General features: G+C 65.1%; 19 protein-coding genes. 5 read left to right on the top strand and 14 right to left on the bottom strand.

The window, feature by feature from the left end; translation table 11 throughout:
- On the bottom strand, positions 1–888 hold the full coding sequence (locus tag HAP47_RS12450; RefSeq protein WP_173637988.1) for a 50S ribosomal protein L11 methyltransferase: 888 nt from the start codon (positions 886–888) through the stop codon (positions 1–3).
- A 171-nt stretch (positions 889–1,059) separates the two neighbouring features.
- Between HAP47_RS12450 and HAP47_RS12455 the strand changes: the two genes are divergently transcribed.
- Positions 1,060–1,224, top strand: coding sequence for a Flp family type IVb pilin (locus HAP47_RS12455; RefSeq protein WP_173637987.1), 165 nt, complete (start codon positions 1,060–1,062; stop codon positions 1,222–1,224).
- 273 nt (positions 1,225–1,497) lie between these two features.
- On the opposite strand, the gene HAP47_RS12460 is transcribed toward HAP47_RS12455, so the two are convergent.
- Positions 1,498–3,099, bottom strand: coding sequence for a phytoene desaturase family protein (locus tag HAP47_RS12460; RefSeq protein WP_173637986.1), 1,602 nt, complete (start codon positions 3,097–3,099; stop codon positions 1,498–1,500).
- Between the two features lie 177 nt (positions 3,100–3,276).
- On the opposite strand from HAP47_RS12460, the gene HAP47_RS12465 reads away from it, so the two are divergent.
- Positions 3,277–5,541, top strand: coding sequence for a spermidine synthase (locus HAP47_RS12465; RefSeq protein WP_173637985.1), 2,265 nt, complete (start codon positions 3,277–3,279; stop codon positions 5,539–5,541).
- A 113-nt stretch (positions 5,542–5,654) separates the two neighbouring features.
- On the opposite strand, the gene HAP47_RS12470 is transcribed toward HAP47_RS12465, so the two are convergent.
- On the bottom strand, positions 5,655–6,509 hold the full coding sequence (locus tag HAP47_RS12470) for an alpha/beta hydrolase (RefSeq protein ID WP_231168848.1): 855 nt from the start codon (positions 6,507–6,509) through the stop codon (positions 5,655–5,657).
- Between the two features lie 257 nt (positions 6,510–6,766).
- On the bottom strand, positions 6,767–7,558 hold the full coding sequence (locus HAP47_RS12475) for a L,D-transpeptidase (protein ID WP_173637984.1): 792 nt from the start codon (positions 7,556–7,558) through the stop codon (positions 6,767–6,769).
- 346 nt (positions 7,559–7,904) lie between these two features.
- Between HAP47_RS12475 and HAP47_RS12480 the strand changes: the two genes are divergently transcribed.
- The gene (locus tag HAP47_RS12480) at positions 7,905–8,234 is read left to right on the top strand and encodes a hypothetical protein (protein ID WP_173637983.1); all 330 of its coding nucleotides are present in this window, start codon (positions 7,905–7,907) and stop codon (positions 8,232–8,234) included.
- A gap of 60 nt (positions 8,235–8,294) precedes the next feature.
- Here HAP47_RS12480 and HAP47_RS12485 read toward each other — a convergent pair whose 3' ends face one another.
- The 5 genes from HAP47_RS12485 to HAP47_RS12505 all read right to left on the bottom strand — a co-directional run bounded on the left by HAP47_RS12485 (position 8,295) and on the right by HAP47_RS12505 (position 14,180).
- A complete protein-coding gene (locus tag HAP47_RS12485) occupies positions 8,295–9,056 on the bottom strand; it encodes an ABC transporter permease (RefSeq protein WP_092115897.1) in 762 nt (253 codons plus the stop codon).
- Entirely contained in the window at positions 9,053–9,976 is a 924-nt protein-coding gene (locus tag HAP47_RS12490; RefSeq protein WP_173637982.1) for an ABC transporter ATP-binding protein, read from the bottom strand. Before HAP47_RS12490 ends, HAP47_RS12485 begins: the two co-directional genes overlap by 4 nt.
- Before the next feature lie 439 nt (positions 9,977–10,415).
- Positions 10,416–11,108 carry an OmpA family protein gene (locus tag HAP47_RS12495; RefSeq protein WP_173637981.1) on the bottom strand — a complete coding sequence of 231 codons (693 nt, stop codon included), beginning with the start codon at positions 11,106–11,108 and terminating at the stop codon, positions 10,416–10,418.
- Positions 11,105–11,518, bottom strand: a complete 414-nt coding sequence (locus HAP47_RS12500) for a hypothetical protein (RefSeq protein ID WP_173637980.1) — start codon at positions 11,516–11,518, stop codon at positions 11,105–11,107. The genes HAP47_RS12495 and HAP47_RS12500 overlap by 4 nt, the downstream gene beginning before the upstream one ends.
- Before the next feature lie 76 nt (positions 11,519–11,594).
- Positions 11,595–14,180 (bottom strand): ATP-dependent helicase, encoded by a 2,586-nt coding sequence (locus tag HAP47_RS12505; RefSeq protein ID WP_173637979.1) that lies wholly within the window; start codon positions 14,178–14,180, stop codon positions 11,595–11,597.
- A gap of 293 nt (positions 14,181–14,473) precedes the next feature.
- Here HAP47_RS12505 and HAP47_RS12510 point away from each other — a divergent pair, with 293 nt between their 5' ends.
- Positions 14,474–14,647: a DUF1328 domain-containing protein gene (locus tag HAP47_RS12510; protein ID WP_024580088.1), complete on the top strand. Its 174-nt coding sequence runs from the start codon at positions 14,474–14,476 to the stop codon at positions 14,645–14,647.
- Between the two features lie 28 nt (positions 14,648–14,675).
- On the opposite strand, the gene HAP47_RS12515 is transcribed toward HAP47_RS12510, so the two are convergent.
- The gene (locus tag HAP47_RS12515; protein ID WP_173640530.1) at positions 14,676–15,164 is read right to left on the bottom strand and encodes a thioesterase family protein; all 489 of its coding nucleotides are present in this window, start codon (positions 15,162–15,164) and stop codon (positions 14,676–14,678) included.
- A 160-nt stretch (positions 15,165–15,324) separates the two neighbouring features.
- Here HAP47_RS12515 and HAP47_RS12520 point away from each other — a divergent pair, with 160 nt between their 5' ends.
- Positions 15,325–16,749, top strand: a complete 1,425-nt coding sequence (locus HAP47_RS12520; protein WP_173637978.1) for an FAD-binding oxidoreductase — start codon at positions 15,325–15,327, stop codon at positions 16,747–16,749.
- Positions 16,750–16,996: 247 nt separating this feature from the next.
- Here the strand turns inward: HAP47_RS12520 and HAP47_RS12525 are convergent, their stop codons facing one another.
- The 4 genes from HAP47_RS12525 to bufB form a co-directional block, all read right to left on the bottom strand.
- Positions 16,997–18,685, bottom strand: a complete 1,689-nt coding sequence (locus tag HAP47_RS12525; RefSeq protein ID WP_173637977.1) for a SulP family inorganic anion transporter — start codon at positions 18,683–18,685, stop codon at positions 16,997–16,999.
- A 97-nt stretch (positions 18,686–18,782) separates the two neighbouring features.
- Positions 18,783–19,772, bottom strand: a complete 990-nt coding sequence (locus tag HAP47_RS12530; protein WP_231168849.1) for a hypothetical protein — start codon at positions 19,770–19,772, stop codon at positions 18,783–18,785.
- Between the two features lie 22 nt (positions 19,773–19,794).
- Positions 19,795–20,577, bottom strand: a complete 783-nt coding sequence (locus HAP47_RS12535) for an HvfC/BufC N-terminal domain-containing protein (RefSeq protein WP_173637976.1) — start codon at positions 20,575–20,577, stop codon at positions 19,795–19,797.
- Entirely contained in the window at positions 20,574–21,473 is a 900-nt protein-coding gene (gene bufB, locus HAP47_RS12540) for an MNIO family bufferin maturase (RefSeq protein ID WP_173637975.1), read from the bottom strand. Before bufB ends, HAP47_RS12535 begins: the two co-directional genes overlap by 4 nt.
- Positions 21,474–21,530 lie beyond the last annotated feature (57 nt).

Raw genomic sequence — 21,530 nt, forward strand, 5'->3', positions numbered from 1 at the left:
TCACCTGACGGAGCGCAGCAGCAGGCTGCTCCAGCCCTCGATCTTCAGATGCCGCAGCGGCACCAGCCCGCGGGCGCGATAGGCGGCGATGACCGCCGGTGCCTGATGCGTCAGCAAGCCCGAGAGGATGACCTGCGCCGACGATGCGAGGTGCCGGGCCATGGGCCCCGCCAGCTGGCGCAGCGGATTGGCGAGGATGTTGGCGAGCACCAGATCGAACGGCCCGTCCTCGGCAAACCGCGGCGATGCAAAGCCGGTGGCACGGATCACATCCACCAGATGTCCTGCCCCGTTCAGCCGGGCATTCTCCTCGGCGACCCGTACCGAGGGCGGGTCGATGTCGCTCGCCAGCACCTTGCGATGCTGGGCCTTGGCGGCGGCGATCCCCAGCACGCCGGTCCCGGTGCCGAGATCGAGCACCCGGCGGGGCTGATAGGCCTTCAGCACGTGGTCGAGCAGCAGCAGGCAGCCGCGCGTGGTGCCGTGATGGCCGGTGCCGAAGGCGAGCGCCGCCTCGATCTCGATCCCGAGCTTGTTGGGCGGTATCTTGTGCCGGTCATGCTGGCCGTGGACGATGAACCGGCCGGCCGCGACCGGGACCAAATCTTCCAGACTGGCCTTGACCCAGTCCTTCGCCTCGACGGTGTCAAATACCAAAGTTGATGCGATATCCTGTCGCACCACGGCCTGGCCGACCAGCTCGCGCAGTAAGGCCTGGTCCGGCGCCTCGGCAAAATGGATGGTGACGTCCCAGCGGCCGTCGGGCCGCTCGAAGGCCGCAAAAGCCGCCTGATCCTCGAAATACAGCTCGGAAAGCGCGTCGACCACACGCTTTGCGGTCGGTTCGTCTGGAAGGGTGATGCTGGCGCGGTGTGTGGATGGGGTCATCGGATGCCGGTAGCGTGGATTTTGTTAAAGTTTCAAGCCGGATTCAATCGAATATCGCGAGAATTGATAGGTTCCCGATTCAGACAACCTTAGATACCGCCGTATTAGTACGGAGGCGGAACTCGGGAGCTCCCTTGGTTCCAAGGCATCACAACCCAGGGCAGGGCTGCAATGAAGACTCTTTTCGTTAGGTTCTTGAAGAATGAATCCGGCGCGACCGCCATCGAATACGGACTGATTGCGACCGGCATCGCCATCGCCATCATCGCCGCGGTGAATGGCGTCGGCACGAACTTGAGCGGGACGTTCAGCACGGTCGCGAGCTCGCTCAAGTAATTTCGGCGGCGTTCTCGAGTAAGCACCGGGCAACGAGGCCCGGTGTTTTCTTTTTGACAGGTTGCCCACAGAGCCTCACGCAGCCTGTCCACAAGGCTTCCAGCGCGTTGTCCCGGGGTTGTCGGCCTCCGTTCCACAGGCAGTCCACCGGGATACGCACCGATTGTCCCGCCGAGGGACACCGGGCCTGCCTGCGGCCGACCCACAGCTTCTCAACAGACCTGTCCACAGCTTGGCCCGGCCATGACTGCGCCGCCCGATGCGCCCTCCGCTCTATGCGAACAGCGCGCGATGGTCGGCGAGGACGGCCCGCGCGGCGTTGTGGCCGGGGGCGCCGGTGACCCCGCCGCCGGGATGGGCGCCGGAACCGCAATGGTAGAGACCGCGCAGCGGTCCGCGGTAATCGGCATGGCCGAGCATGGGACGCGCCGAGAACAATTGGTTCAGCGTTAGCGCGCCGTGAAAGATGTCGCCGCCGAGCAAGCCGAACTGCCGCTCGAGGTCGAGCGGCGACAGGATCTGGCGGCCGATCACACTGCTCGCGAAGCCGGGGGCGTAATTATCGACGGTTGCGATCATGAGGTCGGCGACCTCTTCGCGATGGTCGTCCCATGATTTGCCGTCGGGCAATTGCGGCGCGACGTGCTGGCAGAACAGGCTCGCGACATGCTGGCCCGGCGGGCTCAAACTGTCGTCGAGCGTCGAGGGGATCAGCACCTCGACGACGGGCGCGCGGCTCCAGCCGAATTCGCGCGCATCGCGCCAGGCACGATCCATGTAGCCGAGACCAGGCGCGATGATGATGCCCGCCGTGAGGTGATCGCCCGGACCGGGCAGCGCGGTGAACGAGGGCAGGGCCCCGAGCGCCACATTCATCCTGAACGTGCCGGAGCCGTTCTGCCATCGCTCGATGCGCGTGCGGAATTCGCTTGCCAGTGCGCCTTCCGGCACCAGGCGCGTGTAGAGCAGCTTCGGGTTGACGTTGGAGACGACATATCTGGCGCTGATAGTCTCGCCACTGTCGAGGATGACGCCGGTGGCGCGATCCTTCTCGACGATCACCTCGCGGACAGGCGCATCGGTTTCGATCTTGACGCCATGGCTGCGCGCGGCATGCGCCATCGCCTGGGTAATCGCGCCCATGCCGCCGATCGCATGGCCCCAGACGCCCTTCTTGCCGTTCACCTCGCCGAACGCATGGTGCAGCATCACATAGGCCGAGCCGGCCGCGTAGGGGCTGGCATAATTGCCGACGATGGCGTCGAAGCCGAACAGCGCCTTGACGAGGTCGTTCTCGAAACGCTCGTCGAGCATCTCGCCGGCCGAGCGTGTGAACAGGTCGAGCAAATTGCGCTGCTGCTCGAGCGACAGCCGGCGCAGGATGTTGGCGGTGCCGAGCGCGTTGAAGGCCTCACCCATTGCGCCGAGGCCGAAGCCCTCGACCAGGTTCGGCGGCGCACGCAGCACGAACTGGCGCAGCACATCGGCGATGGCTTCGAGTTCCCCCGAGAACACGCCGATCGTTGCCGCATCCCGCTGGCTGAGTTTCTCGACCGACGGCTGGGTGCGGCCTTCGCCGGTCAGCAGGTAACTGCCGTCGGGTGCGGGGAGGAAGTTCTGCGCGCGGCGTTCGACGATCTTGAGGCCGTGCTCGGCAAGTTTCAGGTCGGAGATGATTTGCGGGTTGAGCAGGCTCACCGTGTAGGCGGCGACCGAATTGCGGAAGCCCGGACAAAACTCTTCGGTGACGGCGGCGCCGCCGACCACCTTGCGGCGCTCGACGACCCTGACCTTGAGCCCGGCCATCGCGAGATAGGCCGCGCAGGTGAGGCCGTTGTGCCCCGCACCGATGATGACGACGTCTGTTTCGTTCATGTCCGCTTCAAGAGGCAGTGATTAGAGCACGTGCTGTGGCGCCGCAGCGCCCCGTCGTCAAGTCCGCGTGACTGCGGTTTCTTGTCCGTGATACTGCCGTATGCTCAATCCCAATCCCCGGTGCGGTGCGCCGGACCGTCCGCCTCCGGCGCCCGCCGGGGCCATGCCGGAGCTTTCATGACATCTGAGCCGTCCGCCTCGCGAAACCGGCTGGTGCTGGTTGTCTACACCGCGGCGATCTTCGTCAGTGCCCTGTTGCTGTTCTCGGTGCAGCCGCTGTTCACCAAGATGGTGCTGCCGCGGCTCGGCGGCTCGCCGGCGGTGTGGTCGGTGGCGATGGTGTTCTTCCAGTCGCTGCTGCTCGGCGGCTACGCTTACGCGCATCTCTTGATGAAGCTGAACAGCCGTGTGGTGCCGATCGTGGTGCATCTCGTGGTGCTCGTCGTCGCGCTGCTGACATTGCCGCTCTCGATCAGGAGCGGCTGGGGCGAGCCGCCGACCTCGGGCTATGCGGTCTGGCTGCTCGGCCTGTTCGCGGTCTCGATCGGCCTGCCGTTCTTCGCGCTCGCCGCCAACAACCCGCTGCTGCAGGCCTGGTTCGTGCGCACCGGCCACCCCAACGGCCCCGATCCGTATTTTCTCTATGCGTCCTCGAACATCGGCAGCTTCCTGGCGCTGCTGTCCTATCCGGTGCTGCTCGAGCCGATGTTCACCTTGCGCACCCAGAACCTGATCTGGACCGGCGGCTATGGGCTGCTGATCGTTCTGATCGCAAGCTGTGGCGTGCTGCTGTTGCGGTCGCCGGCCTATGCCGCCGCACGCGACGTGCAAGGTGATGATGCCAACGCACCGGCGCCGTCCTGGTCGCTGCGGGCGCGCTGGATCTTCCTGGCTGCCGTGCCGTCCGGCCTGCTGATCGCAGTGACCGCGCATATCTCGACCGACGTCGCGGCTGCTCCCTTGCTCTGGGTGCTGCCGCTGTCGCTGTATCTGTTGACCTGGGTGCTGGTGTTCCAGTCGCGGCCGCTGCTGGCGCACAAATGGATGCTGCTGGCGCAGCCGCTGGCGATCGCCGGCGTGGTTATTCTTCTCGCGGTCGGCGGCGAGCAGAACCTGCTGCTCACGCTCGGCGGCCATCAGCTCTGCTTCTTCATCATCGCGATGGCCTGCCACGGCGAGCTCGCGCGCACCCGTCCCGCGGCGAAATATCTCACCGGCTTCTATGTCGCGCTGTCGTTCGGCGGCATGGTCGGCGGCCTGTTCGCGGGGCTGATCGCGCCGTTCACCTTCTCATGGATCGCCGAATATCCGATCCTGCTGGCGCTCGCGGCGCTGTGCCGTCCGCCCGGCGGCGCGGAGCGGCTGCCGCGCTGGAGCGCCTGGTACTGGCCGTTACTTGCGGTGCTGGCGGTGGCGCTGATCGCGCCGAGCTATTCGGCCGGCGACATCTTCAACTGGTTCGACGACCACCGGGTGTGGGTGATCGGCGCAGTCGGCGTGCTCTCGGCGCTGCTCGCGCTCGCACTGAATGCCAATCGCTGGAAGATCTTCGCCACCGTCGTGGTCGCGCTGGTGGTGCTGCGCGCCTATCCATCCGACGATGGCCGCGTCGAAACCGTGCGCAGCTTCTTCGGCGTGCACAAGATCGTGGTGACGCCGAACGGGCAGTATCACGTGCTGATGCACGGCACCACGATCCACGGCGCCGAGAGGTTCAAGAACGACGACGGCACGCCGGTCACCGGAAAGCCGGAGCCGATCAGCTACTATCACAAGGACGGCGGCATCGGGCAGGCCATCACCGCAATGCGCGAGCGCAAGGGCGCGCCGCTGAAGGTGGCTGTCATCGGCCTCGGCTCGGGGACGCTGACCTGCGCCTCGGCCCCCGGCGAGGACTGGCGATTCTTCGAGATCGACCAGTCGATGGTCGATACCGCGCGCGACCCGAAATACTTCACCTACATCCAGAGCTGCGAGCCGAACCTGAAGCCCGTGATCGGCGACGCGCGGCTGACCTTCGCCAAGGAGCCGGACGGCGTCTACGATCTCATCATCGTCGACGCCTATTCGTCGGACGCGATCCCGATCCATCTTGCGACCGAGGAGGCGATGGCGATCTACAAGGAGAAGCTGGCGCCGCAGGGCGCGGTCGTGATGCACGTCTCCAACCGGCATCTCGAACTTGCCAGCGTCGTGGTCGGCATCGCTGACGCCAACGACATGAAGAGCTGGGTCTACAGCGAGGATTCCGGCCGCGACAACGAGTACATCTTCTCGACCTCGGTCGTGGTCTCCGCGCGCGAGGACGCCGACGTCGGCAAGCTTGCGTCGTCCGATGTCTGGACCGAAACCGACGCCAACGAGAAGCAGTGGGTCTGGACCGACGATTATTCGAACGTGCTGGGCGCGGTCTACCGGCGCCTGCGTGACGGCGAGCAATAGAGCGTTTTCGAGCGAAGTGGACGCCGGTTCGCGTGAAGAAAACGCGTCAAAACAACAGCTAGAGCTTCGGTTCTGATTCAATCAGAACCGAAAATGGTCTGGGCGGTCGTTCGCTACTTGTTGTCGGGGGCCGCCGACTTGTCCTTGTCCTGGCTCGACGCCGAAGCCGCCAGCAGCGGCATGGTCGGCGTGCTCTCGCCGGCGTCCTCGTCGAGGAATTGCTCGACCTTTGCCTGGATCGTCGACTTCGCGCTGTCAGGGCCGCGGTCGCTGAGGTCGTTGTGCTGGAATTCGGTTCTGACCACCTTGATGCCGAGTCTGGCGCAGGTCTCGTCGTCAGGCACGACACCCGGGTCTGCCTTGAACACCGGATCCCTGGAGCGGAACGACAGGATCTTGATCTTGCTGTCGGTGATGAAGGGGACGCGCAGATTGTCCAGCGTCACGACCTTCTTGACCAGGTCGGGATGCTGCCTGGCGAAGAACATCGAGATGTCGCCGCCATTGGAGTGGCCGATCAAGGTCAGCGCGCGATAGTTTGCGTTCGGATAGAGCTTCTTCAGCTCGTCGATCGCATACATGATGTTGAAGACGCCGCGATTATATTGCATGCGGCGGCCGACATATTCCTCGCCGACCTTGGTCACCATCGGCGCATCGGTGTCGAGATCATGCTGAATGCTCACCACAAGGTAGCCGCGTGACGCGAACACGTTAGTGAGGAACGAGTACTCGGTGTTCCTGACGGTGTTGCCGTGGCTCAGGATCGCGACCGGCAGCTCGATCATCTCGGCCATCGCCTGCATTTGCCGGTCGCGCCGGACCGCGACCTCGACCGTGACGTCGCGATCGTCGCGCAGGACGTCGTGGAACGTCAGCGTCGTGTGACGGATGGCCCATCTGTCCGTCGTGAAATAGCCGGCCATCGCCACGATGCACAGGCAAAGGACAATGATGCCCCGTTTCATGTCGACCTCTGATATTGCCTACGCGACCCGCGCTTCTCGCCCTGGTTTCATGGGGCATTCCGCGTGAATCGGCCTCCAGGGGCCGGGCGGGCGCTCTTGCCGCCGAATATCGGGCTAATTTTACAATCAGATGACGGCGCGACGACGGGCCACGGCGCACGACGACGCGGGCCTTTTGCGACGGTCACAAGCGGGTGAGGGGAGCGTGAACTGACGCCGCGCTGCCTGCGGCGCCGTCAGCGGATCAGGAGAGCTGTTCAGTCCTGATAGTTGTTGCCGTAGAAGCCGCGCTGCTGCTGGTAGTACGGCCGCGGCTGGTAGTAGCCTTGCGGCGCCGCCGCGTAGCCCTGGTTGCCGTAGTATTGTTGCTGGCCATAGGCCTGCGCGTCGTAGACGCGACGGCTTGACGGCGGCGCCGGGTAGCGCTGCGCGGTCGAGCTGCCGTCGGCCGGATAGATGTAGCCGTCGTCGGCGCGGGCCTGCGCCGGATATTCGCGCGGCTGCGGTGTCAGGACGACCGGGTCGCCGGCGGCGGCGGTGCCGTACTGCTCGTCCTGCTGCGGCGCACGGCGGGCGACGGCGGTGCCGTTGCGCCCGCGCGGATTGCGCGCCAGCGCGACCTGCGCCGAGCCGGTCAGCGTCACCGTGGTATTGAGCACGCCTTCCTTCTGGACCAGGGCGTAGAGCGTCGATGCGTTGTCGCGCGACAGCCGCACGCAGCCATGCGAGGCCGGCGTGCCGAGGCGGCCGACCGAGTCGGTGCCGTGGATCGCGTGCCCGATCTTGGTGAAGAAGATCGAGTGCGGCATCGGCGCGTCGTCGAATTCCTTGGAGTAGTGATCCTCCTCCATGCGGAAGGCGCGGAAGGTGCCGTTCGGCGTTTCGCGCGAGGGGATGCCGCTCGAGACCGGCCAGTGATAGCGCGCGACGCCGTCGACCGCGACGGTCATCTGCTGGTTGTCCTTGTCGATGGTGATATCGACCTTGGCCTGCGCGGCGCCGGCCGCAAAAAGCATTACGGAAGTGAACGCAATGAGGAACGAACGCATTTTACCTTTGGCCTCCAGGCCTGATCGCAATGCCGCGGCTCTCCGTCCCCGGCAACCAATATGCACGGAATCCGAATTTGGTTCCAGTGGCGGATCTGGTGCATCGTTAATCCCGCACGCGGCGCAAACAAGGCCGAAGCCGGGCTGGCCTGTCGCGGCGGACTGACATTTTCGCGAGCAGGCCGCGACAACGGCCCCGATCGGTCAGGAGCATGATCCGGAAAAGTGCGCGGCGGTTTTCCGAATAGATCATGCTCGAGCGATACCTCACGCAACCATCTGGCCGCATGGGCGTTTCACAATCCCGCCCCGGCGGCGCATTCGCGCCGCGCATCAAGGATCCAAGATGAACAACACCAAGGTAAAGACCGCGGCCGTCGTCCCAGCCGGCCTCTCCGCGCGGCTCCTGCTTGCGGCCGCAGCTCTCGCTTTGGCGCTGGCGACTGCCCCCCATGCCGGCCATGCCCAGGGCATCGTCCGCGGGGCTCATGAAGGCGCCTATGAGGGCAACCGGGCCGCCGGTCCGATAGGCGGCGTGGTCGGCGGTGCCGTCGGCGCCGGCGTCGGTGGCGCGATGGGCGCGGTCAAGGGCGTGTTCGGTATCCCGGATCGCGGCTACCGCCGTGGCTACCGCTGCCGCGGCTATTACCGCCACGGCCATTTCCACTGCTACTGATTGGTATCGTCATTCCGGGTTCGCGCTAAGGCGCGCCCCGGAATGACTTGCTTTCGCAAGTCAGTTCTTCAGCCGGTAGCCGGTCCGGAAGATCCAGGCCACGATCACCATGCAGGCGATCAGGAAGCCCGCGGTCATGCCGAGGCTGAGCCCGACGCTGACATCGGCGATCTCGTAGAAGCTCCAGCGGAAGCCGGAGATCAGATAGACCACGGGATTGAGCAGCGTGATGGTGCGCCAGCCCGACGGCAGCATGTTCACGGAATAGAAGCTGCCGCCGAGGAAGGTCAGCGGCGTCACCACCAGCATCGGGATCATCTGCAGCTTCTCGAAGCCGTCGGCCCAGATGCCGATGATGAAGCCGAACAGGCTGAAGGTGACGGCGGTCAGCACCAGGAAGGTCAGCATCCACACCGGATGCTGGATATGCAGAGGTACGAAAAGTCCGGCGGTGGCCAGGATGATGAGGCCGAGGACGATCGACTTGGTGGCGGCCGCGCCGACATAACCGATGACGATCTCGAAATAGGAGATCGGCGCCGACAGGATCTCGTAGATCGTGCCGACGAATTTCGGGAAGTAGATGCCGAAGGAGGCATTCGAGATGCTCTGGGTCAGCACCGAGAGCATCACGAGCCCCGGCACGATGAAGGTGCCGTAGCTGACGCCCTCGACCTCGGTGATGCGCGAGCCGATCGCGGCGCCGAACACCACGAAATACAGCGAGGTCGAGACCACCGGCGAGACGATGCTCTGCAGCAGCGTGCGCCAGGTGCGCGCCATTTCGAACAGATAGATCGCCCGGATTGCGCGGTAGTTCATGGCGCCCTCACGAGGCTGACGAAGATGTCCTCCAGCGAGGATTGCTTGGTATCGAGATCGGAGATCCGGACGCCGGCATTGCGCAGATCGTTGAGCAGGCTGGTGATGCCGGTGCGATCACCCTTGGTGTCGTAGTCGTAGGTCACCGCGTGGCCGTCGTCGGAGAGTTTGAGATTGTAGCTGGCGAGCGCCTGCGGAACGGCGTCGAGCTTGCTCTGCAGCTGCAGCGTCAGCTGCTTCTTGCCCAGCTTCTGCATCAAGGTCGCCTTGTCCTCGATCAGGATGATCTCACCCTTGTTGATGACGCCGATGCGGTCGGCCATCTCTTCGGCTTCTTCGATGTAATGCGTGGTCAGGATGATGGTGACGCCGGCCGCCTGCAGCGTGCGGACCACTTCCCACATCCCCTTGCGCAACTCGACGTCGACGCCGGCGGTGGGCTCGTCGAGGAACAGGATCTGCGGCTCGTGCGAGAGCGCCTTGGCGATCATCACACGGCGCTTCATGCCGCCCGACAGCGTGATGATCTTGTTGTCCTTCTTGTCCCACAGCGACAGGTCCTTGAGCACCTTCTCGATATGGTCGGGGTTCTTCGGCTTGCCGAACAGGCCGCGGCTGAAGCTGACGGTGGCCCAGACCGACTCGAAGGCGTCGGTGTGCAGTTCCTGCGGAACCAGCCCGATCATCGACCGCGCCGCGCGATAGTCCCCGATAATGTCGTGTCCGCCGATCGAAATGCGGCCCTCGCTCGGATTGGCAATGCCGCAGATGATGCTGATCAGCGTGGTCTTGCCGGCGCCATTCGGTCCGAGCAGTGCGAAGATCTCGCCGCGATTGATATCGAGATTGATGCCCTTCAGCGCCTTGAAGCCGGAGCCATAGGTCTTTGACAGATTGGATACGGAAATGATCGGCGACATGAAGGATCGGATGCGTGAGGGAAGGACGCGCGCGGATGGGGGCCCGGGGCGGGGCGTGATGCGGGTTCAGCCCAGATAGGGACGCACGGTCCGTTCTGCAATCGGTCGGCGAGGGAGAAATTTATTCTGCGGCGTGCACCGCTCCCGCTTGCGGGCCGGGCCATACGGCGCTTGCGGCTTCTGCAACTGACGAGTCCACCGTGGCCGGGCTATCGAACGAGGCTGATAACCTGCCGCCTTAGGGGTGCACCGCCAAAATATCGAAAACAACCCCATGCAAAGGATCCGGCGGCTGCCGGCGGACATTTGCAATTTGACCAGTCGGGCAAATCAGCGGTACTCTTCTAGTATTCCGAAGTCGTGAGGGCGCCCCTCGCTCCGTGGCCATCGCATACGGGCGGGAGGGGACGCGGTTCCGACGCCCCGCTATTCAATCCAATCAGTGCCGCTTCGCCGGTTTCGCCGGCTTCTTGGCGGCCGCCGCCGGGGTGGGGTGCGCTGGCGGCGCGGTATCGGCGACCTTGGCGATCAGCATGATCTGCACCTGGTTGTTGACCAGCGCGTTGGGGCGGGCGGGGTCGAGCAATTGCTCTTCGCCAAGCCCGACCGACTGCAGGCGCTTCGCCGTGATCTTGAAGGTGTTGACCAGGATGTCGCGGATCGCGTCGGCGCGCCGCTGGCTCAGCAGCACGTTGTTCTCGCGCCGTCCGGTCGATTCGATGTGACCGACGATCAGGAACGTGTACGGCAGCAGCGAGGCGTGCGTCAGCGCATCGGCGATGCGCCCGACGGACTGGTATGAATCCGGCAGCACGATCGGCGTGTCGATGTCGAACTGGATGTCGGCATTGAATGTCGGCAGGTTGGTCAGGTCGGGGGCGATCGGCGGGCGCTTTTGCGGCGGCGGCTCGTTCTTCGATCGCGACCGCGATCGTTCGAGCACCTGCTGGCGCAATGCGGGGACATCGATCGTTGCGTCCGTCTCGTAATGATTCAGCTTGGCGATGACGTCGTCGCGCGTGATCGCAGTCTGCGCCTGTGCAGGGGCGAGCGGCATCGCCAGCAAGACCAGCGTGCCGACCACGGCCAGAAGGTCAAGTTCGCGCAAGCCTCGCGTCTTCAGGCGCATCATTGATACCCCGCGTCATTGATCGCCTGGGCGCAATTGCGGCTGAGGCCCTTGGCGCCGACGAGGCAGGGCACCGATTTGCTGGTCTCCTTGGTCGAGCCGCCGCAGACCTTGACGATCTCGCGAGTGCATGCGTTGGCAACGGTCACGCGCGCCGCGATCCGCTTCTGGATCGCATCGAGGGTGGAGAAGTAGCTCTCCTTGCACTGCGGCGAGATCACGTCGCGGTTGCGCGACAGGCACTCCTTGAGGCGGTTGGAGTCGAGATTGACGCCGCGGCAATTGGCGGTGATGTCGGCGCCGCAGGCCTTGGCGAGCTGCGCTGCGGAATCGCCAAAGCTGATCGTCTCCGCGACCGCCAGCGACGGCGCAGTGAGCGCGATGACAAAAAGGAAAAACCCACCCCGGACCATGGGACCATCTCAACCCGTGAAATCAGCGATGGTCAAGGGCTACGAACAGGGAAGGCCGCCAAGGAAGGCCGCGATCTCACGCCCGTTCCACAAAGCTGTCGACCACCTTCTTCTCGCCGGCCTTTTCGAAGGCGATGGTCAGCTTGTTGCCGTCAACTTTCACCACATGACCGTAGCCGAATTTCTGGTGAAACACCCGGTCATCCAGCGAAAATTCCGACGTCGTGCCCGTGGACTTGGCCACCAGCTCGCCCTCGATCACCATGGGGCCGCGCTTGGTGCGGCTGAAGCTGTCGGACGAAAAGTTGGACTGCCGCTCCTCGAAGCCGCCTCCGCCGCTGCGTCCCCCGCCGCCGCGATTGCGGTTGGCCTGGGCGCGCTGCCAGCCCGGGGTCGAATAGCTCGAGCCGAATGATTCGAGGTTGTCGAAGCGCGAGGCGCCATAGCCGCCGCTGCCGCCCCAGCCCGATCCACCCTTGGATTCGGTGATCTCGACATTGTGCGCCGGCAGCTCGTCGAGGAAGCGCGACGGGATCGTGGTCGACCAGGTGCCATGGATGCGCCGGTTGGTCGCGAAATAGATTTTTGCGCGGCGGCGGGCGCGGGTCAGGCCGACATGGGCGAGGCGGCGCTCCTCCTCGAGCCCGGCGCGGCCCTGTTCGTCCAGTGTGCGCTGGCTCGGGAACAGGCCTTCCTCCCAGCCCGGCAGGAACACGTTGTCGAATTCGAGGCCCTTGGCCGAATGCAGCGTCATCAGCGACACGGCTTCGTCGCCGGCCTCGCCGTCGCGGTCCATCACGAGCGAGATATGTTCGAGAAACCCTTGCAGATTCTCGAATTCCTCCATCGAACGCACCAGCTCCTTGAGGTTGTCGAGCCGGCCCGCGGCGTCCGCCGAGCGGTCCTTCTGCCACATCTCGGTATAGCCGCTCTCGTCGAGCACGATCTCGGCAAGCTCGGTATGCGAGGTGACCTCGCGCTGGGCGCGCCAGCGATCGAACTGCATCACGAGATCGCGCAACGCCCCGCGCGCCTTCGGCTTCAGCTCGTCGGTCTCGACCACGGCGCGCGCCGCTTCGAACAGCGGAATGCGGCGCTTGCGGGCATGGTCGTGCAGCAGCTGCACGGTGGCATCGCCGAGCCCTCGTTTGGGCACGTTGACGATGCGCTCGAAGGCGAGATCGTCGGCCGGCGAATTGATGGTGCGCAAGTACGCCAGCGCATCGCGGATTTCGGCGCGCTCATAGAATCTGGGGCCGCCGATCACGCGGTAGGGCAGGCCGAGCGTGACGAAGCGGTCTTCGAACTCCCGCATCTGGAACGAGGCGCGGACCAGGATGGCGACGTCGTTGAGGTTTTCGCCCGTGCGCTGCAGCTCCTCGAGCTCCTCGCCGATCGCGCGCGCTTCCTCCTCCGAATCCCAGGAGCCGGTGACGGTGACCTTCTCGCCGTCAACATCTTCGGTGCGCAGCGTCTTGCCGAGCCGGCCCTCATTGTGTGCGATCAGATGCGAGGCCGCGGCCAGGATGTGGCCGGTGGAGCGGTAATTGCGCTCGAGGCGGATGACCTTGGCGCCGGGGAAATCGTGGTCGAAGCGCAGGATGTTGTCGACCTCGGCGCCGCGCCAGCCATAGATTGACTGGTCGTCGTCGCCGACACAGCAGATGTTTTTCAGTGGCGCCGCATTCTCCGTCATTCCGGGATGCGCTGAGAGCGCAGACCCGGAATCTCGAGATGAGTCCGCTTCACCACTGGATTCCGGGTTCGACTCCTCGAGGCGTCCAGGAATGGCGGGAGAGGTGATGTCTCCCGGAATGACATCAGCGAGTGATCGCCCCGGCCGCGACGGCGCCTGCGACAGCAGCCGCAGCCACAGATATTGCGCGACGTTGGTGTCCTGATATTCGTCGACCAGGATGAACTTGAAGCGGTTCTGGTACTGCCGGAGCACGTCCGGATTTTCGCGGAACAGCCTGATGTTCTCGAGCAGGAGGTCGCCGAAATCGGCCGCGTTGAGGATCTTCAGCCGCTCCTGATAGGTCGCGTAGATCTTGCCGCCCTTGCCGTTGCCGAACGAGGCGGCCTCGCCGGCGGGCACCTGCGACGGCGACAGCCCGCGATTCTTCCAGCTGTCGATCAGCCCGGCCAGCATCCGCGCCGGCCAGCGCTTGTCGTCGATGTTCTCGGCCTGCAGCAACTGCTTCAACAGCCGCACCTGGTCGTCGACGTCGAGCACCGTGAAGTTGGATTTGAGCTGCACCAGCTCGGCGTGGATGCGCAGGATGCGGCCGCCGATCGAGTGGAAGGTGCCGAGCCACGGCATGCCCTCAACCGCCTGGCCCAGCATCTGGCCGAGCCGCAGCTTCATCTCGCGCGCCGCCTTGTTGGTGAAGGTCACCGACAGGATCTCTTGCGGCCGCGCGCGGCCCTGGCTCAGGATATGCGCGATGCGCGTGGTCAGAACGCGGGTCTTGCCGGTGCCGGCGCCGGCGAGCACCAGAACGGGGCCATCGAGCGTCTCGACCGCCTCGCGCTGCTCCGGATTGAGGCCGTTGAGATATTGCGGAGCGCCCGCCGCGGCCCGCGCACGCGCGGCGATGCCGCCAGCCACCGGCTGGTGCTCGGGAACGCCGTGATGGGGCAGTTTGCTCGGCTCGGTCATTGGCGAATCGTCTCGGCCCCACGATGGCACCGTGGGACGGTGAAGGGGAGCCTTCTTAACAGGGATTGAAGGCCATATAGGGCCTGATCGGCCGTTTTGACAGGTTTTATCGCGGCCGACTGGAACGGTTTTGGCAGCAGCGCACGATCGGTCTGGTTCCTGAGATCGGCGAAAATTTCGAGGTTTCGCGGTCTGGAACCAGCGTTTCCCCGCAGGATTGTTTCAACAAATGCGGCGCCGGGCAAACGCCCGCGCCAGGAATCAAACAAGGACACGAAGCGAGAGGTTTGATCATGTTGAGCTGGGTCGTCACATTCCTGGTCATCGCCCTGATCGCGGGCGTTTTGGGCTTCGGCGGCATCGCCGGCGCCTCGATCGAAATCGCCAAGGCGATCTTCTTCATCGCCATCATCCTGTTCCTGGTGTCGGCGGTGGTCGGATTGGCGCGCGGCCGCACAAGGGTCTAGCGAAAGGCTGGGTCTAGCGAAGGTCTGGTTATTTCTTCGAGGGCATCGCCACGTTGCGGCCGATGCCCTCGGGACGCGGCACGCCCGCATAGCTATCCACGATCTTCCGAACGCGGGTCCGGACGTCGGGTGGGAATGGCGCCACCTTGCGCGACTCCATGTCGATGTGCAGCGTGAGGTTCTCCGAGGTCGCGGACAGCCAGCCCTCGGTGGCGTGGCGCAGCTCCTCGAACGTATGCAGCCGCTTCTCGTCGGCGCCGAGCAGGAAGACCGAGACCTGCACGGGATCGCCGAGATGAATCTCTCTCAGATAGCGGACGTGGCACTCGGCCGTGAAGGTCGAACAGTGCCGTTCCTTCATGTAGGCCGGCCCGATGCCGAGCTGCAGCCACATCTCGTCGATGGCGCGGTCGAACATCACATTGTAGTAGGCCATGTTGAGATGGCCGTTATAGTCGATCCATTGCGGCTCGATCTGCATCACGGAAGATTTGAACGGGGCGGCCGGTAGTGGCATCTCGCTCGTGGCAGTCACTGAAGTCATCATCCGTCCCCGGTTCGTTGGCGTTCGAGCATGAGCTTTTCTGTGACTCCGGCGTCCACTTTTTCAAGTCAGGCTCTCTTGACCCCTTATACAAGCTTTGCCACGGTCGGCTAAAGCCGGGAGGAAATTTGACGTGGCGACAACGATTTCGAGCAATCTGACGCGACCTGAGCCGCAGGCCCTGAAGCGCGCGATCGACGCGCTGGCGGCGCGCTTCGGCAACCGGCTCGTGACGTCGCAGGCCGTGCGCGAGCAGCACGCCCATACCACCACCTGGCTGCCGACCCAGCCGCCCGATGCTGTGGTGATGGCGCAGGAAACCGCCGACATCCAGGACGTGGTGCGGATCTGCGCCGCCAATCGCGTGCCAGTCATTGCCTTCGGCACCGGAACCTCGCTGGAGGGGCAGGTCAACGCGCCGGCGGGCGGTGTCTGCATCGACCTGCGCGACATGAACAAGGTGCTCGCGGTGCATGCCGAGGACCTCGACTGCGTGATCCAGCCCGGTGTGACCCGCAAGGCGCTGAACGAGCATCTGCGCGACCAGGGCCTGTTCTTCCCGATCGATCCCGGCGCCGATGCCTCGCTCGGCGGCATGACCTCGACCCGCGCCTCCGGCACCAACGCGGTGCGCTACGGCACCATGCGCGAGAACGTGCTGGCGCTGAAGGTGGTGCGTGGCGACGGCGAGATCATCACGACCGGCACGCGGGCCAAGAAGTCGTCGGCCGGTTACGACCTGACGCATCTGTTCATCGGCGCCGAAGGCACGCTCGGCATCATCTCCGAGCTCACCATCCGCCTCCGCGGCATTCCCGACACGATCGCGGCCGCCGCCTGTTCGTTCGAGACGGTTCGGGGTGCCTGCCAGGCCACGATCCTCGCGATCCAGACCGGCATCCCGGTCGCGCGGATCGAGCTGCTCAATGCCGCGCAGGTGAAGGCCTGCAACAACTATTCAAAACTGTCGCTGCCGGAGACGCCGCTGCTGCTGCTGGAGTTCCACGGCAGCGAGGTCGAGGTCGCCGAGCAGTCGAAGAATTTCCGCGACATCGCGGCTGAGTGCGGCGGCGGTGACTTCAGCTGGACCACCAAGCCGGAGGACCGCACCAAACTGTGGCAGGCCCGGCACGATGCCTATTGGTCGGTCAAGGCGATTCGTCCCGGCGACAGCATCGGCGTGGTCGCGACCGACGTCTGCGTGCCGATCTCGCGGCTCGCCGACTGCGTCACCGAGACCGAGGACGATCTGAAGCGGCTCAACCTGCTGTCGCCGATCGTCGGCCATGTCGGCGACGGCAATTTCCACTGCTCGCTGGTCTGCGACGTCAACGACAAGGACGAGATGGCGCGCGGCGAGGAGTTCATGCATCGGCTCGTCGAACGGGCGCAGGCCATGGGCGGCACCTGCACCGGCGAGCACGGCATTGGCCAGGGCAAGCAGAAATATCTGAAGGCCGAACTCGGGGTGGAGGCACTCGACGCGATGCGGGCGCTGAAGCAGGCACTCGATCCGCAGAATATCTTCAATCCCGGCAAGATCGTTCCTACGGCTTAACCGATCGGATATTCCGGCCACAGGACGTTGCGATGTCGTGGTTCAGCAAGGCCAAACGGAAGGATATCCGGGACGATCCCCTGGCGTAGCCGCTCGGCGACATCGAGGCTGCGCACAGGATCCGTGCGATCTGCCGCGATGCCGCGGGCTGCGCCGAGGCGGTCGTGCGGAGACACCCCCACCCCGGCCCCCCGCAAGCGGGAGAGGGAGCACAGCGCCTTCGCGGCGGCAGCAATCAAGCCAATCCCTAGCTCTGTCCGCCCAGCTTACGGACAGCTTCATCGACGCTGTGGAAGACGTGGTCCCTCTGCAGCACGCCGTAGAGATCGAAGCGCTCGAACGCCTCCTGCGCGCGGGTGGATTCGAGCCGCGCCACCGCCACGGTCACGCCGTCATCGCGGCACTCGCGAAACAGGTCGCGCAGCGCCTGCGCCGCCGTGAAGTCGATCTCGACCATGCCGCTGGCCTCGATCACCAGCAGTTTCGGCTTGGGTGTCGCGCGGCCGATGGACTTGAGCACGCCGCTTTGGAATCCTTCCGCGTTGAGGAACGACAACGGCGCCTGCAGGCCGACAACGGCAATGCCGGGCTTGCGCTCGCCGGTGACGTGCGGCCCCGTCGGCCACCAGATCGTGGTGCCGGGCACATGGACGAATTCCACCAGCTGGCCGCGCGTCGTTGTCCAGATGCCGTGCAGCAGCGACAGCGCGATGCCGACCGCGACGCCTTGCTCGATCGGCAGCACGATGATCGCGGCCGCCGTCGCCACCACCAGCAGGAACTCGTAGAACGACTGGCGGTAGATCGCGACGATCTGCTTCACCCGAATGATGCGCAGCGCCACGAACAGCAGGACCCCGCCGAGCGCCGCATCGGGCACGTGCTGCAGCAGCGTCGCACCGAACGCCAGCAGCGCGAGCACGATGGCGGCGGCGAACAGCCCGGCGAGCTGCGTGCGGCCGCCGGTCTCCGACACGATACCGGTGCGCGGCGGGCTGGCGTTGACGGGGAAGGCGCCGAACAGGCCGGCGAGCAGGCTGCCGGCTCCGGCGCCGACGAAGTCGCGATCGACGTCGGCGGGCTTGTCCGGATCCGATGGAAACGAGCGCGTCGTCGCCGCGGTCTGCACCATGACGACGATGGCGATCAGGATCGCCAGTGATGCCAGCTTCGCCCATCGCTCCGGCGCGATGTCCGGAAACGTCGGCGTTGGCAGCGACCCGGACACGGTGCCGACCACCTTGACGCCCTTGCTTTCGAGATGGCCGGCGATCACCGCGATGGTGGCCACGACAAGGCCGATCAGTGCGCCCGGAATTCGCGCGCTGATCTTCTCCGATCCGGCGACCAGTGCCAGCACGCCGAGACCGATCGCCAGCGTGTAGGCATTGGTCTGGCCGATCTTCTCGCCGAGGACCCCGAGCTTGTAGAGCGTCGGCCCGTCCGGCGTGGTCAGGCCGAGCACGCCGGGCAGCTGCGAGACCAGGATGTGGACGGAAATGCCGGCGAGGAAGCCGACCGTCACCGGCGTCGACAGCAGATTGGCGATCCAGCCGAGCTTGAACAGGCCGCCGGCGATCATGATCGCGCCGACCATCAGCGCCAGTGCCATCGCCAGCGACTGATAGTCGGGTGTCCCAGCGGTCGCCATCAGCGCCAGGCCGGCCGCGAAGATCGGCGTGATCGTGGAATCGGCGCCGCAGGACAGGAAGCGGTTGGCGCCGAACATCGCAAAGCCGAGCGAGCCGGCCATGAAGGCAAAGAAGCCGATCTGCGGCGAGAAGCCGCCGAGCCGCGCGGTCGCCATCTGCTCGGGGATCGCGATTGCGGCGAGCGTCAGCCCGGCGATCAGATCTCCGGGCAAATTGCTCGGCCGAAACGCGCTGAGCGAACGGAAGATCGGCCAGTTGGCGCGTGTCTGATGAACGTCGGCCATCGGTCTCCCATGCGGATTGCGGCGATTCCCCGATAGTCCGACATCGCGCCGGTAAAATCCAGCGGCGTAGGGCTGTGCGCAGCCGCGAAGCGGGTCGCTATCCCGCGCGCGCCTCCGTGATTGCCTTGCGGATATCGGCGAGCGGCGCGCTGTCGTCGAATTCGACGCTCTCGCCCTGCAGCCTGACGCCGAGATCGCGCCACAGCGCGGCTAGATCGGGCGTCACGGGCCTTGATCCCCATTGGTCGTGCAGCCGCGTCAGCACGTCGACGCCGACGGCCTTGTCGGCGGTCGAGAGCACGCGCGCGATCGGCCAGTCCTTTTCGTGGTTGCCGCCGGCGACGAGCACGCCGCGCATGGCATCCTGCAAGCCGAATTTGTTGCCGGTGCGCTTGCGGATCTCGACATCGGCGAACAGGCAGAACATCGCGCCACCCCAGTATTTCCGGCCCCAGGTGTCGGTATTGTCGAGGCCCTCATCGCCGGCCTGCGGCAGGCCCCTGGGCATGTCGCGCAGCATCGCCAGCCAGATCTCCCGCGCCGTGAGATCGCCGGCCTGCACCCGCGCGATCGGCTCGACATAAACCGCGAGCCCCTCCGACAGCCAGGCGTAGCGGTCGTCGAGATCGGGCAGGGCGGTGTGCACCATCTCGTGCACGATCACCCAGTCGCGCTTGAGATCGTCGACGCCCGCGTCGCGACCGATCGGCAGCCGGATCGCGGCGCCGCGATAGCCCCAGGTGGTGCCGCCGCGCACGCGCGAACCGTCGACCGGCACGATCAAGAGCCGCAACGAGCTGACGGGAAACCGGCCGTAATAGATCGAGACCGCGCGGGCGGACGCCTTGATCCAGTCGAATACTTTTTCCTTCGGCAGCGCCATCTCGCCGGGTGCGAACCCGACATGGATGGTGGCGCCCGCGACGTCGAGATCGGTCTTGGGCAGCCGATCGAAGGCGTCGTAGGGCATGCCCTCGCCGCGCATGAACTCGGACTGCGCCCTGACGTGGCACGATGCGATGCCGATGAGGATTGCCGCGACCAGCATCGCGCCAGCGATCACGCGATATGTCGGGATGCCTTTCATCGCGGCGTGCTGCGCGCCCCTATTAGCGAACGGATGCTGCCGTCAGAAGTCCGGCCGTGATCCAGCCATGCAGATAGCCCGCGCCGCGCGCTGCGGCGTTGTCGGGATCGTCATAGGTCGCGAGCATCTCGCAGAGCACGCCGAACGGAACGCCATCGGAAGCTTCGTCCCACATCATCGCTTCCTCCGTCGGTAGCTCGCGGAACATCGGCGTTGTGTCCTGACGCCAGATCAGCAGGCGGGCGGGTTCGGCGAGCGTCTCCGCCTCAGGCGGCGTCTCGTCATTCTTCAATGCCATCCAGACCGCTGCGGCATTGGTCGACAGGTCGACCCTCGCAGCGCTCGGATGCGGCTGGAACACGAGGTCGTTCCAGACCTCGGGCGCGAAACCGGCCATCGCCTCCAGCGCCAGCACGGCGCCTTCACTCGCGTCGAAAGCGCCGTTCAATGCCTTCTCCAGCGCGGCGAGGTCAGCGAGCACGGGATGGTTGCTGTAGGGGGCGGTGGCCTTCAGGAAATCCGGCAATCCTTGCGAGAACCAGCGCAGGTTCGGATGCTCGGACGGCCGTGCCTTGACGTAGGCATGACCCATCTCGTCGAACATCTCGTCGCCGAGAAAGCGATGCAGCAGCCCGTGGTCGTTGCGCATCGCCTCGACCAGCCGCGAGCCGTAGGCATGGCGATAGACGCCGAACAGCGTCGCGCGCGTCTCCCTGGGGCTGTCGAGGATTTCGGTCAGGATGCCGTCGTCGCCGCTGAGGATGGCGTGCTGAAACTCGCTCTGCTGGCGCGCGAAGTCGCTCATGCCGCCGGCACGCCCGCGGGCAGCACCTGCTCGGCGATCTCGCGGGTGCGGTCGACCTCGCGCAGCAATTCGTCGAGCGGCGGGATGTTGTCGTCGCGCTCGATCATGGTCGAGACGCGTCCGAACCGCTTCAAGGCCGCAACATAGAGGTCCCAGACATCCTCGCACACTGGATGGTCGTGCGTATCGATGATGTGCGTGCCCATATGGCTGTGGCCCGCCATGTGGAATTGCACCACGCGATCGGCGGGAATGCCGTTGAGGAAGGCCATCGGATCGTAGCCGTGGTTGAAGGCGCTGACATAGACGTTGTTGATGTCGAACAGCAGCCAGCAGCCGGAGCGGTGCGACAGCTCGGAGAGGAATTCCCACTCCGTCATCTCGGAATTGCTGAACTGCACATAGGTCGAGACATTCTCGAGCACGATGGCGCGGCCGAGGAAATCCTGCACCAGCTGCACGCGGCTCACGACGTGATCGAGCGCCTCCTGCGTATAGGGGATCGGCAGCAGATCGTGCAGGTTCTTGCCGTGTACGCCGGTCCAGCACAGATGGTCCGACACCCATTTCGGCTTCACGCGTTGTGCGAGGTCCCTCAGGCTCTGCAGATAGTCGAAATTCGGCGGCGCGGTGGAGGCGATCGACAGCGAGACGCCGTGCATCACCACGGGATAGCGCTCGCAGATCCGGTCGAGGATGCGCAGCGGCTGGCCGCCCGGCAGCATGTAGTTCTCGCTGATCACCTCGAACCAGTCGATCGCTGGATTTCCGTTCAGGATCTCGTCGTAGTGCTGGGCACGCAGGCCGAGGCCGAAGCCGAGGAACGGCGGCTTGGCTGATTGCAGCGGGCGCTCTGCGAGCACCGACTTGTCCGGTGATCGGCTCGCAACGTTCATGGCGGCTCCGCGCTTCCGGCGCCAGGATCGTGGCGCCCAACTTGAAAAACTATCATG

Origin of the sequence: Bradyrhizobium sp. 41S5, assembly GCF_011516665.3 — a bacterium.
Lineage (GTDB): Bacteria > Pseudomonadota > Alphaproteobacteria > Rhizobiales > Xanthobacteraceae > Bradyrhizobium > Bradyrhizobium quebecense.